The sequence below is a fragment of the Paraburkholderia gardini genome (assembly GCF_907164575.1).
Lineage (GTDB): Bacteria > Pseudomonadota > Gammaproteobacteria > Burkholderiales > Burkholderiaceae > Paraburkholderia > Paraburkholderia gardini.
In genome coordinates, this window is record NZ_CAJQYY010000003.1 from 122583 (window position 1) to 137193 (window position 14611).

13 protein-coding genes are annotated in these 14611 nt (G+C 64.4%); 10 read left to right on the forward strand and 3 right to left on the reverse strand.

The genetic code is table 11. From position 1 onward, the window contains the following. Positions 1–247: 247 nt before the first annotated feature. Complete coding sequence (locus LPA34_RS03515) at positions 248–1060, forward strand: mechanosensitive ion channel family protein (RefSeq protein WP_228974977.1); 813 nt, start codon at positions 248–250, stop codon at positions 1058–1060. A gap of 144 nt (positions 1061–1204) precedes the next feature. Here LPA34_RS03515 and LPA34_RS03520 read toward each other — a convergent pair whose 3' ends face one another. Then, complete coding sequence (locus LPA34_RS03520) at positions 1205–1891, reverse strand: DedA family protein (RefSeq protein ID WP_228974979.1); 687 nt, start codon at positions 1889–1891, stop codon at positions 1205–1207. Between the two features lie 170 nt (positions 1892–2061). On the opposite strand from LPA34_RS03520, the gene mutL reads away from it, so the two are divergent. Both mutL and miaA read left to right on the forward strand, forming a co-directional pair. Continuing rightward, positions 2062–4062 carry a DNA mismatch repair endonuclease MutL gene (mutL, locus tag LPA34_RS03525; protein WP_228974982.1) on the forward strand — a complete coding sequence of 667 codons (2001 nt, stop codon included), beginning with the start codon at positions 2062–2064 and terminating at the stop codon, positions 4060–4062. A 52-nt stretch (positions 4063–4114) separates the two neighbouring features. Next, positions 4115–5080, forward strand: a complete 966-nt coding sequence (gene miaA, locus LPA34_RS03530) for a tRNA (adenosine(37)-N6)-dimethylallyltransferase MiaA (RefSeq protein ID WP_228974984.1) — start codon at positions 4115–4117, stop codon at positions 5078–5080. 74 nt (positions 5081–5154) lie between these two features. Here miaA and purM read toward each other — a convergent pair whose 3' ends face one another. Further along, entirely contained in the window at positions 5155–6210 is a 1056-nt protein-coding gene (purM, locus tag LPA34_RS03535; protein ID WP_228974986.1) for a phosphoribosylformylglycinamidine cyclo-ligase, read from the reverse strand. 95 nt (positions 6211–6305) lie between these two features. Here purM and LPA34_RS03540 point away from each other — a divergent pair, with 95 nt between their 5' ends. Genes LPA34_RS03540 through panB form a run of 7 tightly spaced genes read left to right on the forward strand, consistent with a single transcriptional unit; the run spans position 6306 to position 12560 of the window. Continuing rightward, the gene (locus tag LPA34_RS03540) at positions 6306–7379 is read left to right on the forward strand and encodes an AI-2E family transporter (protein WP_228974988.1); all 1074 of its coding nucleotides are present in this window, start codon (positions 6306–6308) and stop codon (positions 7377–7379) included. Between the two features lie 18 nt (positions 7380–7397). Continuing rightward, entirely contained in the window at positions 7398–8150 is a 753-nt protein-coding gene (gene hda / locus LPA34_RS03545) for a DnaA regulatory inactivator Hda (RefSeq protein WP_228974990.1), read from the forward strand. After that, complete coding sequence (locus LPA34_RS03550; RefSeq protein ID WP_228974992.1) at positions 8143–8829, forward strand: histidinol-phosphatase; 687 nt, start codon at positions 8143–8145, stop codon at positions 8827–8829. Before hda ends, LPA34_RS03550 begins: the two co-directional genes overlap by 8 nt. Continuing rightward, positions 8826–10439 (forward strand): polynucleotide adenylyltransferase PcnB, encoded by a 1614-nt coding sequence (gene pcnB / locus LPA34_RS03555; protein WP_228974994.1) that lies wholly within the window; start codon positions 8826–8828, stop codon positions 10437–10439. The genes LPA34_RS03550 and pcnB overlap by 4 nt, the downstream gene beginning before the upstream one ends. A 47-nt stretch (positions 10440–10486) precedes the next feature. Continuing rightward, positions 10487–11035 carry a 2-amino-4-hydroxy-6-hydroxymethyldihydropteridine diphosphokinase gene (gene folK, locus LPA34_RS03560; protein ID WP_228974996.1) on the forward strand — a complete coding sequence of 183 codons (549 nt, stop codon included), beginning with the start codon at positions 10487–10489 and terminating at the stop codon, positions 11033–11035. After that, entirely contained in the window at positions 11032–11712 is a 681-nt protein-coding gene (locus LPA34_RS03565) for a deoxynucleoside kinase (RefSeq protein WP_228974999.1), read from the forward strand. The genes folK and LPA34_RS03565 overlap by 4 nt, the downstream gene beginning before the upstream one ends. A 32-nt stretch (positions 11713–11744) precedes the next feature. Then, positions 11745–12560 carry a 3-methyl-2-oxobutanoate hydroxymethyltransferase gene (panB, locus tag LPA34_RS03570; RefSeq protein WP_228975002.1) on the forward strand — a complete coding sequence of 272 codons (816 nt, stop codon included), beginning with the start codon at positions 11745–11747 and terminating at the stop codon, positions 12558–12560. 72 nt (positions 12561–12632) lie between these two features. On the opposite strand, the gene LPA34_RS03575 is transcribed toward panB, so the two are convergent. After that, entirely contained in the window at positions 12633–14591 is a 1959-nt protein-coding gene (locus LPA34_RS03575; RefSeq protein ID WP_228975004.1) for a chorismate-binding protein, read from the reverse strand. Positions 14592–14611: the final 20 nt, after the last annotated feature.

The window sequence follows — 14611 nt, forward strand, 5'->3', positions numbered from 1 at the left end:
CCGTCACCTATAACTTCCGAAGATATCGCTTTCCCGGATCTGCCCGTCGCGCACCGTCGGGCATTGTTTTGTGCGTCGCCCAGTATGCGTTTGCTGTCGTCAACAACATCGTTATAAAAGCAGACATGAACGGATCGCGGCGTTTGACCGGCTTGCCGGTCACGCAGGGTTGGGTTCACGCCGCGCATCGGTTGACCGATCGAATTAAAACAGGCCGTTCAACACAACCGAAACAAGCGAGGACACCGTGGATCTCGAAACCGTACGCGTATTCATCATGACCCGTGGCATCGACTTCGGCACGAAGGTGCTCGGAGCGATCGTGTTGTGGATTATCGGGCGCTGGGTCATCACGCTGATCACCGGGCTGCTGCGCAAGGTTCTCGCGCGTAACGGGCGCGTCGATCCGACGCTCGCGCACTACCTCGCCTCGATTCTCGGTGCCTTGCTGAACCTGCTGCTGATCCTCGCCGTGCTGCAGGTGTTCGGTGTGCAGACGACGTCGTTCGCCGCGCTGCTCGCCGGCCTCGGTCTTGCAATCGGCACGGCGTGGGGCGGTCTGCTCGCGCACTTCGCGGCGGGCATCTTCATGCAGGTGCTGCGGCCTTTCAAGGTCGGCGACTTCGTGACCGCCGGCGGCGTGACGGGCACGGTCAGCGAGCTTGGCCTCTTCGGCACGACGATCGTGACGCCGGACAACGTCACGACCATCATCGGCAACAACAAGATCTTCTCCGACACGATCTCGAACTACAGCGTGTTGCCCGTACGCCGTGTCGAACTGACGGCGAAGGTCGCGAACGGCGTCGATCCCATCGATGCGGCGAACCGCCTGCGCGCCGCGATCGCGAAGGTTCCGAACGTGGCGGAGACGCCCGCGCCGGATATCGAAGTGCTGTCGTTCACGCCGGAAGGGCCGCTGCTCTGCGTGCGGCCGTATGCGCATACAAACGACTACTGGCAGGTCTATTTCGACACGAACCGCGCGATCATCGAGACGTTCAGGGAAGCCGGCTATCCGACGCCCGAGACGCCCGTGGTGCGCCGCACGGCGACCTGACCGAACGCGCCGCCGGACGTACGCAACGCCGCCCCGTCGGGCGAGTGCGAGGGTCCAGGGGCGCAAGGCCAAAAAAACGGCGTCGCGGTTCACACTGCGACGCCGTTCCTTATTCCCACCGCGCTCGGCTGGCGAGCCGTGGCGTCAATGTCCGCCGGGCTTGCGCGCGGTGTTTACGGTTGAATCCCTGCGCATCATCTTCCACAGCGCGCCCAGCACGACCGGCACGATCGCGGCACCGATACCCACCAGCACGATCACGTTCAGATACTGGCGAATGAACGGAATATTGCCGAAGAAATAACCGAGCAGCACGAGCAGCAGCACCCAGAACAGCGCGCCCGCGAAATTGAAGAGCTGGAAACGTCGCGCGCTCATCGCCGACGCGCCCGCCACGAACGGCGCAAACGTGCGCACCACCGGAATGAAACGCGCGAGGACGATGGTCTTGCCACCATGCTTCTCGTAGAAGTCATGCGTCTTCTGAAGCGCTGCGCGATCGAGAAAGCGGTCGAGCCCCGGTATGTGGGTGTTGAACACCTTCGGACCGATAGCCCGGCCGATCATGTAGTTGACGGTATTGCCAAGCACTGCTGCAACGAGCAGCAGGCCGATCAGCAGCGGCAGGCTCATCTCGCCCGTCGCGCAGAACGCGCCGCCGATAAACAGCAGCGAATCGCCCGGCAGGAACGGCAGCACGACCAGCCCCGTTTCACAGAAGACGATCAGGAAAAGCACGGCATAGACCCACATGCCGTATTGATGGATGAACACACCCAGAAACTTGTCGATGTGCAGGACAAGGTTGAAGAACTGTAGCAGCGTGTCCAAAAAGCGTCCTTTATATGCAGAGTGAGACGGGCAGCGAAACTGTGCCCGAAACGGTGAAATTGACTGCGCCATGATACCGAAAGTGCCCGCCGGGCTGAATTAATTGGGTACGCGCGGCCACACCCGGAGGCTGAAAGAGGCACCGCGCGCCAAATCGCTATAATTTCGACATGTCCGAATTCTCCGAAAATCCCGGCGCGGCCGTGGCGCCCGCTACGTCCGCTTCACCCGTCCCGCGCCCGTTGCGCGCGATCCAGCCCCTGCCCGACCAGCTGATCAGCCAGATTGCCGCCGGCGAAGTGGTCGAGCGGCCGGCTTCGGTGGTGAAGGAATTGCTGGAGAACGCGCTCGACGCCGGCGCGACGACGCTGCGCATCGTGCTCGACGAAGGCGGCGTCAAGCGCATTTCGATCACCGACGACGGCTGCGGCATCCCCGAAAACGAGTTGCCGCTAGCCTTGCTGCGCCACGCGACGAGCAAGATCCGCTCGCTCGCCGAACTCGAAGCGGTCGCAACGCTCGGGTTTCGCGGCGAAGCGCTGGCTTCGATTGCATCGGTGGCGGAGATGTTCATCACGAGCCGCACGGCGAGCGCGCCGCACGCGGTGCGCATCGATGCGCAGACCGGCGCGCTGACGCCCGCGGCCGGCACGCAGGGCACCACCATCGAAGTGCGCGAACTGTATTTCAACACGCCCGCGCGACGCAAATTCCTGAAGAGCGAGCAGACCGAACTCGGTCATTGCCTTGAGATGATCCGCCGCTCGGCGCTCGCGCGGCCAGACGTCGCGATTTCGGTGCTGCATAACGGCCGCGCCATCGAGCACTGGAACGCCACCGATCCGGCGACGCGCGTCTCGAAGATTCTCGGCGAAACGTTCGCGACAGCGCATCTGCCGCTGGATGAATCGGCCGGGCCACTTGCGGTCTACGGATGCGCGGGGCTGCCGACCGCGAGTCGTGGCCGGGCGGACCAGCAGTATTTCTTCGTCAACGGCCGCTTCGTGCGCGACAAGCTGCTCACCCACGCGGCGCGCGCCGCGTACGAGGACGTGCTGCACGGCGACCGCTACCCGTCGTACGTGCTGTTTCTCGATCTGCCGCCCCAGGCCGTCGACGTGAACGTGCATCCGTCGAAGATCGAAGTGCGGTTCCGCGATTCGCGCTCGATTCACCAGTTCGTGTTTCACGCCGTGCAGCGCGCGCTGGCGCGACACGCGGGCGCTTCGCCGGAAACGACTGCGGGCGGTCACGCCGCCCATATCGCCCCGATGCCGATGCCCACGCCGAATCCCGCTTCGTTCGGCTCGACGCCGCTCGGCGGCGGCGGTCTGTCGGACGAAAACGGCGGCAATACGTGGCTGCGCCAGGCGCGCATGACGCAGGGCACGTTGCCGGTTGCTCAACCACTAGCGCTTTACGACGCACTCTTCGGCCGCAGGGACACGGGTGCCGGAACATCGTCGGGCACGACCGCGCTCGAAGCGCGCGACGCGGACGGTAACGGCAATGGCATGTCAGCGTTTTCATCCAGCTTTGCGGCCAGTGGCACGCAGGCGTTCGCACCGGCTTCAAACGGCAGCGACGAGCAGCCGCTCGGCTTCGCGCTTGGCCAGATCCACGGCATCTACGTGCTGGCGCAGAACGCGCACGGGCTTGTGATCGTCGATATGCACGCCGCGCATGAGCGCATCCTGTACGAGCAGTTCAAGCACGCATTGTCCGACCGGACGATTGCCGTGCAGGCGCTGCTCATCCCGCTGTCGATGCACGCCGATCCCGTCGAGATCGGCACCGTCGAGGAAGAACGCGCGACGCTCGATGCGCTCGGCTTCGATCTCGCCGTGCTGTCGCCGAACACGCTCGCGATCCGCGCCGTGCCGGCGCTGCTGAAGGACGCCGACCTGCAGGCACTCGCACGCGCGGTCCTCGCCGATCTGCACGCGTTCGGCGGCTCGCGCGTGTTGACCGAACGTCAGCACGAACTGCTCGGCACGCTCGCGTGCCACCACGCGGTGCGTGCGAACCGGCGTCTCACGCTCGACGAAATGAACGCGCTCCTGCGCCAGATGGAAGCGACCGAACGCGCGGACCAGTGCAACCACGGGCGGCCGACGTGGTATCAGCTGACGCTCTCCGACCTCGACCGGCTCTTCATGCGCGGCCAATGAGCGTGCGCTTCTTCACCCGCTCCCGCGCACGATACGTCCGATGCACTCGCCCATGACATCACGCGAAGCCACGCCCATCGCCTGCCTGCTCGGGCCGACCGCGTCAGGCAAGACGGCGGCCGCGCTGGCGTTCGCCGCGCGGCGGCCGGTCGAGATCATCAGCGTCGATTCGGCGCTCGTCTACCGCGGGATGGATATCGGCACGGCCAAACCCACCGCCGAAGAGCGCGCGCTCGCGCCGCATCATCTGATCGACATCGTCGATCCCGCCGACGCGTATTCGGCCGCCGATTTTCGTGCGGCTACGCTGCGGCTCGTCGGTGAAATCACGGCGCGCGGGCGCGTGCCGCTGCTGGTCGGCGGCACGATGCTGTACTACAAGGCGCTGACGCAGGGGCTGAACGATCTGCCCGGCGCCGACCCCGAGGTGCGCGCGACGCTCGACGCAGACGCGGCCCGGGAAGGCTGGCCCGCCCTGCACGCGCGCCTCGCGGCGGTCGATCCGGTCACAGCGGCGCGCCTTGCACCCAACGATTCGCAGCGCATCCAGCGCGCGCTCGAGGTGTGCCTGCTGACGGGCCAGGCGATGTCGACGCTGCTGGAAACACCGGCGCGCGTCGACGAAGCCGCACGCCCCTGGCGCTTCACGCCGGTCGCGCTGGAGCCTTCGGATCGCAGCGTGCTGCATGCGCGCATCGAACAGCGCTTCGACGCGATGCTCGCGGCGGGCCTCGTCGATGAAGTGCGGCGCCTTCGTGCCCGCGGCGATCTGCATCCCGGGTTGCCTTCGATGCGATGCGTCGGCTACCGGCAGGTCTGGTCGTATCTCGACGGCGAGACGGACTACGACACCATGCGCGACAGGGGTGTCTTCGCGACGCGCCAGCTGTGCAAGCGCCAGCTTACGTGGCTGCGCGCGATGCCAGAACGCGTGATGATCGATTGCTGCGCGCCCGACGCGGCCCAGCAGGCGCTTGCGGCGATTGAAAACATCGTCGGCGATATGGCGGCGCGATGACGGCGTAATAAAAAGCCGCCTGACACACACAGTCAGACGGCCTTTTTTACAGCGGGCAGATCACATCAATCAGATCAGACCACAACAGTCTGCGCCTCGCCTTCCCTGCTCTGACGCACGGTGCCGATCTTCCACACCTGCTCGCCCGCTGCGGACAGCAAGCCGATCGCCTGTGCGGCATCGTCAGCGGACACGATCACAGCCATCCCGATGCCGCAGTTGAACACGCGATGCATTTCCGCGTCCGCCACGCCGCCATGCTTCTGTAGCCAGCCGAAGAGCGGCGGCAACGGCCATGCGCGATGGTCCAGCTCGGCGGTCAGGCCTTCGCGCAGCACGCGCGGAATGTTCTCGACGAGCCCACCGCCGGTAATGTGCGCCATGCCCTTCACGGCCATGGTTTGCATCAGCGAAAGCAGCGGCTTCACATAGATATGCGTGGGCGCCATCAGCGCGTCGGCGAGTGAGCGGCCGTCGAAATCGGCGTTCAGGTCCGGATTCGCGCGCTCGATGATCTTGCGCACCAGCGAAAAGCCGTTCGAATGGATGCCGCTCGATGCCAGACCCAGCACCACATCGCCCGGGGCGATCGTGCTGCCGTCGATGATCTTGCTCTTTTCGACCGCGCCGACCGCGAAACCGGCCAGATCGTATTCGCCGTCCGGGTACATGCCCGGCATTTCCGCCGTTTCACCGCCGATCAGCGCGCAGCCGGCCAGCTCGCAACCCTGCGCGATACCTTTCACGACCGTCGCCGCGGTACCGACGTCCAGCTTGCCGCACGCGAAATAGTCGAGGAAGAAGAGCGGCTCGGCACCTTGCACGAGGATGTCATTGACGCTCATCGCGACCAGATCCTGGCCGACCGTGTCGTGCCTGTTCAACTGGAACGCCAGCCTGAGCTTCGTGCCGACGCCGTCGGTGCCCGAAACGAGCACCGGCTCCTTGTACTTTTTCGGCACTTCGAACAGCGCACCGAAACCACCGATGCCGCCCAGCACGCCGTCGCGCAAGGTCTTTTTGGCAAAGGGCTTGATCGCGTCGACAAGGGCGTCGCCCGCGTCGATGTCCACGCCGGCGTCGCGATACGACAGACCTTGGGCGTCAGGGGCGGATTTCGGTTGATTCATGGGGAAGAGCGAGAAGGTCGGTAAAATGCGATTTTACCCGATGCCGGCCGCCTGGCTGGAATTCATCCATTCGGACGATCCCTGGAAAACCCGCCTTGCAGCAGAATTCGCCTGTTCTGACGCCGTATCAGCGTCAAGCCTTCATCTGGGTCGCCATTGCGCTCGGGCTCGGCATCCTGTTGTGGCTGTTAAGTCCGGTCCTCACGCCGTTCCTGCTCGGCGCGATTCTCGCGTACATCCTGCAGCCGGGCGTCGCGTGGCTCGCGCGCCGGCGCGTGCCGCGCAGCCTCGCCGCGCTGCTGATGATGCTGATCTTCGCGTTGCTGATGACGGCGCTCGTGCTGCTTATCCTCCTCGTCGTGCAGAAGGAAGGTCCGCAACTGAAGCAGCAGGTGCCGCGGTTTTTCTCGCAGGCGCATGACTGGCTGCAACCGAAGGTCGCGCTGCTCGGCCTCACCGACACGCTCGATTTCGCGAGCGTGCGCGATCTGGTGATGGGCCAGCTGGAAGGCAGCGCGCAGACCGTCGCGCTCTACGCGTGGACCTCGATTCGCACCAGCAGCAACGTGATGATCTCGGTCATCGGTAATGTCGTGATGGTGCCGCTCGTGCTGTTCTATCTGCTGTACGACTGGAACGCGATGCTTGCCCGCGTCCAGCTCTTCATTCCGCGCCGCTGGTACGACAAGACAATCCAGCTCGCCACCGACATGGACCACATGCTCTCGCAGTACCTGCGCGGCCAGTTGCTCGTGATGGGCGTGCTCGCCGTGTACTATGCGCTCGCGCTCTTCATCGCGGGCTTCGAGATCGCACTGCCGGTCGGCATCTTCACCGGCCTCGCGGTATTTATCCCGTATATCGGCTTTGCGACCGGCCTGATTCTCGCGCTCGGCGCCGCCGCGCTGCAGTTCGGCGACTGGTACGGCTTCGGCGCGGTGGCGCTCGTCTACGGCGTCGGGCAGATCCTCGAAAGCTTCATCCTGACGCCGCGGCTCGTCGGCGAGCGGATCGGCATGCATCCGCTCGCGGTGATTTTCGCGCTGCTCGCATTCGGGCAACTGTTCGGTTTTTTTGGCGTGCTGCTGGCGTTGCCTGTCAGTGCGATCCTGTCGGTCGCATTGCGCGAAATGCGTGCCGGCTATCTGGCCAGCGCGCTTTACAAGTAACTGACTCCGGTTTTTATTGTGCTTCGTCAACTGACGCTCGATCTCGGCACCCCACCGCCATCGACATTCGACAATTTCTTCGCCGGCACCAACGCCGAACTGGTCACGCGCCTGCGTGAGCTCGAGGGCGCGCTCGCCGTCGGCCCGGTCGCCGACCGGACGTTCTACGTCTGGGGCGAAACCGGCAGCGGCCGCAGCCATCTGCTGAAAGCACTGGTCGAGAACGCGCAACCCGGGCTCGCACGTTTCGCGTGCCCACAAAGCGGCCTCGCGGCGTTCGCGTTCGACCCACGGGTCGCGCTCTACGCGATCGACGACTGCGACGGCCTGTCGGGCGCCCAGCAGATCGCGCTCTTCAACCTCTTCAACGAAGTGCGCGCGCACCCCACGAGCGCGCTGGTCGCGACTGGCAACGCCGCGCCGATGGGCCTCGCGGTACGCGAGGACCTGCGCACGCGGCTTGGCTGGGGCCTTGTCTTCCACCTCGCGCCGCTGCCCGACGAACGCAAGGCGGCCGTGCTCAAGCACGCCGCGCGCGAACGCGGCATCGCCCTCGCCGACGACGTCCCCACCTACCTGCTCACGCACTTTCGCCGCGACATGCCAAGCCTGATGGCGCTCCTCGACGCGCTCGACCGCTTCTCGCTGGAACAGAAGCGCGCGGTCACCCTGCCGCTTTTGCGCACCATGCTCGCATCGCCCGAAAGCGGGGCGGACCCCCGAACGGCTCCGTCGTCATCCGCTTCAAGTAAAATGGGCCCCCATGACTAACCTTGCACTCTTTGACCTCGATCACACGCTCATTCCCACTGACAGCGACCACGAATGGGGGCGCTTCATGGTGAAGCACGGCATGGTCGACGCCGAAAACTTCGCGCGTGAAAACGACCGCTTTTTTGCCGACTACAAGGCCGGGCGGCTCGACATTCACGCGTATCTGATCGCGATGCTCACGCCGCTGTCGAAGTACTCGCGCGCGCAACTGGCCGCGTTCCACCAGCAATACATGCACGAAGTGATCAAACCCGCGATCGTGCCGGCCGCGCTCGAACTCGTGCGCGTGCATCGCGATGCCGGCGACCTGTGCTGCATGGTCACCGCGACGAACGAATTCATCACCGGGCCGATCGCCGAAGTCTTCGGCGTCGACAACCTGATTGCGTGCGAAGCGGAAACCGTCGACGGCCATCCGCATTCGGACTACACCGGACGGCCGACTGGCACCCCGAGCTATAAAGAAGGCAAGATTGTCCGTACCGAAGCGTGGCTCGCTTCGCTCGGCAAGACATGGTCGGATTTTGAGCGCAGCTATTTCTACAGCGATTCGCACAACGACATCCCGCTGCTCGAAAAAGTCACCGACCCGATCGCGACCAATCCCGACGACATCTTGCGCGCCCACGCGCAGGCCAAAGACTGGCGCATCCTCGAACTCTTTCAACCCACGTGATCAAAAAATTCATTCGCAAGCTGTTCGGACAAGATCCGGCACCCGCTGACGCCCCGGACGCCGGTACCGCGCCGTCCGGCGCAGAAGAACCGGCTGGCACCCGCGCTGGCCGCAATGCCACGGGCGCCGCAGCCGGTCCGGCCACGAAGACACGCCGTAAACCGGCGCGCGCCACGGGCGCGAAGGCGGTGTCCGATCCGGACGTGCCCGTCATCATTTCGGCCGACATTCACGGCATCGATCCATCACTGATCTCGAAGAACGCGATCCGCGTGACCGAAGGGTTACAGCAGGCGGGCCACCGCGCGTTCATCGTCGGCGGCGCGGTACGTGACCTGCTGCTTGGCATCGCGCCCAAGGACTTCGACGTCGCGACCGACGCCACGCCCGATCAGGTGCAAAAGCTGTTCCGTCGCGCGCGCATCATCGGCCGTCGTTTTCAGATCGTGCATGTGCAGTTCGGCCAGGAAATCATCGAAACCTCGACGTTTCGCGCGCTGGTCGATCCGCCGGCCGCCGACGCCCCGCCGCCGCGCCGCCTGAAGCGCGACGAACTCGACCGCCGCACCCACGCAGTCGACGCCAGCGGGCGCGTGCTGCGCGACAACGTCTGGGGCGAGCAGCACGAAGACGCCACGCGCCGCGATTTCACGATCAACGCGATGTATTACGACCCGGCTACCGAAACGGTGCTCGATTACCACAACGGCATGGCTGACATGCGTGCGCGTCTCCTGCGCATGATCGGTGATCCGGCCACGCGTTTTCGCGAAGATCCGGTGCGCATGCTGCGCGTCGTGCGCTTCGCCGCGAAGCTCGGCTTCGAGATCGAGGACAGCACGCGCGCACCGATCGTCGAACTGGCCGACCTGATCAACAACGTGCCGGCCGCGCGTCTCTTCGACGAAATGCTGAAGCTGCTGCTGTCGGGTCATGCGCTCGCGTGTCTCACGCGTCTGCGCAAGGAAGGCCTGCATCACGGGCTGCTGCCGCTGCTGGACGTCGTGCTCGAACAGCCGCAGGGCGAGAAATTCATCACGCTCGCGCTCACCAATACCGACGACCGCGTGCGCGCCGGCAAGCCGGTTTCACCGGGCTTCCTGTTCGCCACGCTGCTGTGGCACGACATGCAGCAACGCTGGCAGCAATACGAGGCGAAGGGCGAGTTTCCGGTGCCCGCGCTGCACCGCGCGATGGACGACGTGCTCGACATGCAGACCGAGAAACTCGCGATCCACAAGCGCTTCTCGTCGGACATGCGCGAGATCTGGGGCCTGCAGTTGCGCCTCGAAAAGCGCTCGGGCCGCGGCGCGCTGAAGCTGCTGGAACACCAAAGATTTAGAGCAGGGTATGATTTCCTCCTGTTACGCTGCGAATCGGGCGAACTCGATGAGTCGGTCGGTCAGTGGTGGACGGATTTCATTGATGGAGACATCGCCGCGCGCGAAGCATTGCTCACGCAAGGCGGGAAGGACCGGGCACCCAGAAAACGACGGCGGCGCAGCAGTGGCGCCAGAAGCCGCAAGCCGGGTGACGGAATGGAGGGCGGCACGACCGCAGGAACGCGTGAAGCCAGCGATGCGAGCCCTGAAGGCTCGCACGAAGACTGACCGCTTCCGGCACGCGTCGTCGAACGTAAGTTGCAGGAAGCTATGCCATGACGGTTGCCTATCTCGGCCTCGGCGCGAATCTCGGGGACGCGCGCCAGACCCTGAAAGACGCTGTTGTGTGTCTCGCACAACAGCACACCATTGCCGTGCTCGCCAAGTCGAGCATGTATCGCACCGCCCCGATCGACGCAGGTGGAGACGACTATTTCAACTGCGTCGTGAAGATCGATACGACACTCCCCGTGCGCCATCTGCTCGCGCTGTGCCATACGATCGAGCATCACTTCGGCCGGGAGCGTCCCTTTCATAACGCACCGCGCACGCTCGATCTCGACATCCTGCTTTTCGGCGACCACTGCATGGACGAGCCGGATCTGATCGTGCCGCATCCCCGTCTCACCGAGCGCGCGTTCGTGCTCGTGCCGCTCGTCGAAATCGACCCGACGCTGATCATTCCGCAGCGCGGCCGCGCCGACGCCTTTCTTGAAGCCGTCGCGTCGCAACGCATCGAGAAGATGAATTCGCCCTGTCAGTGCCCGGTGCTTGGCGTGCTGACAGGCAGAAAAGCCGAATCGTCCGGAGGCGGTTGCCGATGAATTCCACGCCGCTCACCGTCGTCGCGCCGGATCTGCGCTCGCCGTTCCGCTATCTCGCGATCGAAGGCCCGATTGGCGTCGGCAAGACGTCGCTCGTGCACCGCCTCGCGGAGCGCTGGTCAATGCATGCGATCTACGAGCGGCCGCAGGAAAATCCGTTTCTCGAACGTTTTTACCGCGACACGTCGCGCTTCGCGCTACAGACGCAGCTTCACTTCGCGTTGCAGCGCGCGCAGCAGGTACGCGACATCGCGCAAGCGTGGTCGGCGGACACGCCGCTCATCGCCGATTTCATGACGCAGAAGAACGACGTGTTCGCGCGTCTCACGCTGCCGGACGACGAATGGCAACTGTATCGTGCGCTCGCTGCGCGCGTCGATGCGTCAGGGCCTGCACCGGACATGGTCGTCTATCTCCAGGCGAGCCCGGAGGTGCTGTTTTCGCGCATCCAGAAGCGCGCGCTGCCGATGGAGCTACAGATTTCCGATGCGTATCTGCGCGCGCTGTGTGACGCTTACAACGAATTTTTCTATCACTATGACGGCGCGCCCGTGCTCACGGTGAACGCTGAACATCTGAATCCGCTCGAATCGGACGCGGACCTTGCACTTCTGATCGGACGCATGGAATCGATGCGCGGTCGCAAGGAATTCTTTGTCAAAGGCACGTCGCTTTAAACGACGCGCTCTCCTTATTCCGACGGACTGTCATGACCTATTTGCAGGAAACGAGCCGCAACGCCGTTACTGTGCCGAAACTGCAGGCAATGCGCGAAGCCGGCGAGAGGATCGCCATGCTCACCTGCTACGACGCAAGCTTCGCGTCGCTGCTCGATCGTGCGGGTGTCGACGTGCTGCTGATCGGCGATTCGCTTGGCAACGTGCTGCAGGGTCATTCGACGACGCTGCCCGTCACGCTCGACGACATCGCGTATCACACGGCCTGCGTGGCACGGGCGAAGCCGTCCGCGCTGATCGTCGCCGATCTGCCGTTCGGCACGTACGGCACACCTGCCGAGGCGTTCGAGAGTTCCGTGAAGCTGATGCGCGACGGCGCGCAAATGGTGAAGCTCGAAGGCGGCGAATGGCTGGCGGATACCATACGCTTTCTGGTCGAACGCTCGATTCCGGTATGCGCGCACGTGGGGCTCACGCCGCAATCGGTACACGCGTTCGGCGGCTTCAAGGTGCAGGGCAAGACGGAAGCGGGCGCGAGCCAGTTGTTGCGCGATTCGCGTGCCGTCCAGGACGCAGGCGCGCAACTGATCGTGATCGAAGCAGTGCCGACGCTGCTCGCATCGGAAGTCACCAAACAGCTGAAAATTCCGACGATCGGTATCGGCGCGGGGCTCGACTGTTCGGGTCAGGTGCTGGTGCTGCACGACATGCTCGGCATTTTCCCCGGCAAACGGCCGCGTTTCGTGAAGGACTTCATGCAGGGCCAGACGGGGATTTTTGCCGCGGTCGAGGCGTATGTGCGGGCGGTGAAGGACGGCTCGTTCCCGGGAACCGAACATACGTTTTGACGGTGATGGCGGGTGCGGCTGGTTCGCATCCGCCTGGCAAGCCGTTACGCTTCTCGTTCCGGGATTTGGCGCTCAGCCTGCCAGCCTCGCCGCCACCGCTCCACGCAGCGCATTACACAGCAGCAACGCTTCCGCCCGCTCCACATCCTCGCGCACAAGAACCCGCTCGGTGGCCTGCAGCGCTGTGTCCTCGAGCAGCACGCCGCGCATCACGCCCGGCAGCACGCCCGATGACAGCGGCGGTGTCCACCAGCGCCCGTCGCACTTGACGAAGACTGTCGTGCGCCCGCCTTCGGTCAGTTCACCGCGGTCGTTGAAAAACAGCATGTCGAAGGCGCCCATCGACTCCGCTTCGTGCCATGCACGGTCATATTCCGCGCGACGCGTCGTCTTGTGATGCAGCAGCGCATCGCCCGCCCGCATCGCGCCGTAACCGTGATCGGACGCAAACAGCACGTCGACAACCCCGGTTTGCAGCGACGCCAGCAACGCGGCAGTCAGTTGCGTCGTGCCGCGCTTGCCGACCGACAGCCGCATGCGGTGCGGCGTTTTTGCCGCTAGTTGCGAACACTGCGCGACAATCTGTTCACGCGTTGCCGCTTCGTCGAACGCGAAGCCGAAATATTGCGCGCTCGCACCGATGCGCGCCAGATGGCGTTCCAGATGCCGCACGCCATTTTCGCGCGTCGCATACATCGTTTCGAATAGCTGGAAGCCCGGATCGGCCTCCGACAGAAACCGCGCTTTCAACCGGCACTCCGCGTATTCATCGGCGGCGACGCTGTCGAGCACGATGCCCGCGCCAATGCCGAGCTTGCCGTGGCGCGCGCCGCCCACCCCGGACGCGTCGAGCGTCAACGTACGAATCGCAACGGAAAGGCAGAAATCGCCGCAGACGTCTTCTGTGTCGTGAGCCGACGCAGCCGCCTCGTGCGAGGCCGGCACGGCGCTACCCGCGGAATTTACCGCGCCGATCGCCGGCGACGGCGACGGCGAAGGCGCATCGAGCCAGCCGATCGCGCCGGTATAAAGACCGCGTGGCGTGCTTTCGAGCGTATCGATCAACTGCATCGTGCGATGCTTCGGTGCGCCCGTGATCGAGCCGCACGGGAACAGCGCCCGGATGATATCGGCGAACGACGTATGCGCGCGTAACCGCGCTTCGACGCTCGACGTCATCTGCCACACCGACGCATAAGGCTCGACGGTGAAGAGCGCGGGCACTTTTACCGAGCCAGTCTCCGCGACCCGCGAAAGATCGTTTCGCAGCAGGTCGACGATCATCACGTTTTCAGCGCGATTCTTGGGGTCGTTCGCGAGGAATTCGGCGAGGTGTCGATCGGCCAGCGGATCCGGCGAGCGTGGCGCCGTGCCTTTCATCGGTCGCGCGTGCAGCGTACGGCCTTCTTTTTCGACAAACAGTTCCGGCGAGCACGACAGCACCCACCGGTCGTCGGGCAACGCGATCAGCGCGCCGTAGCGCACCGGCTGACGCGCCCGCAACCGTCGATACAGCGCAAGCGGCGTGCCGAACACGTCGAAATCGAGCCGGTACGTGTAGTTGACCTGATACGAGTCGCCGGCACGCAGCGCTTCATGGACGCCGGCAATGGCCTCTTCGAATTCCGCTTCATCGACACTCTCACGCATGCCGCCCACACCCGCCATCGACGGCTCCTGCGCGCCGCCATCGCGCGCCGCGAGCCACGTATCGACTTCATCGTGCGAGTGTTTTTCGCATCGTTCGAACAATAAAAAACGCAGCGTGGCATCGCCACGCTGCGTTTTTTGCGACCGGAGCGAATCCTGAAGAACCAGATTCCGGCCGAATTCATAGTCGCCGAGTACCACGGCGTGCAAGCCATCACGCAGATCCGCCGCGACAGCGTCGCACACCGTGTCGAGCGCACCGGCATCCACGCACGCGCGCTCGCGCACAAAACCCGTGTACAGACGACTCGTCCGATGTGCTGCCGTCGAATCGCAGTCGTCGAGCAACGCGAACACGGTGCCGCGTTCGTCAGTCACCATGGGTACCGCCAACTTCAGCC

What these genes read in the sequence shown, in the direction of transcription:
- LPA34_RS03575 (WP_228975004.1), bottom strand. Translation starts at nt 14,591, where the DNA reads ATGGTGACTGACGAACGCGGCACCGTGTTCGCGTTGCTCGACGACTGC.
- LPA34_RS03550 (WP_228974992.1), top strand. Translation starts at nt 8,143, where the DNA reads ATGACTAACCTTGCACTCTTTGACCTCGATCACACGCTCATTCCCACT.
- folK (WP_228974996.1), top strand. Translation starts at nt 10,487, where the DNA reads ATGACGGTTGCCTATCTCGGCCTCGGCGCGAATCTCGGGGACGCGCGC.
- LPA34_RS03565 (WP_228974999.1), top strand. Translation starts at nt 11,032, where the DNA reads ATGAATTCCACGCCGCTCACCGTCGTCGCGCCGGATCTGCGCTCGCCG.
- miaA (WP_228974984.1), top strand. Translation starts at nt 4,115, where the DNA reads ATGACATCACGCGAAGCCACGCCCATCGCCTGCCTGCTCGGGCCGACC.
- panB (WP_228975002.1), top strand. Translation starts at nt 11,745, where the DNA reads ATGACCTATTTGCAGGAAACGAGCCGCAACGCCGTTACTGTGCCGAAA.
- purM (WP_228974986.1), bottom strand. Translation starts at nt 6,210, where the DNA reads ATGAATCAACCGAAATCCGCCCCTGACGCCCAAGGTCTGTCGTATCGC.
- mutL (WP_228974982.1), top strand. Translation starts at nt 2,062, where the DNA reads ATGTCCGAATTCTCCGAAAATCCCGGCGCGGCCGTGGCGCCCGCTACG.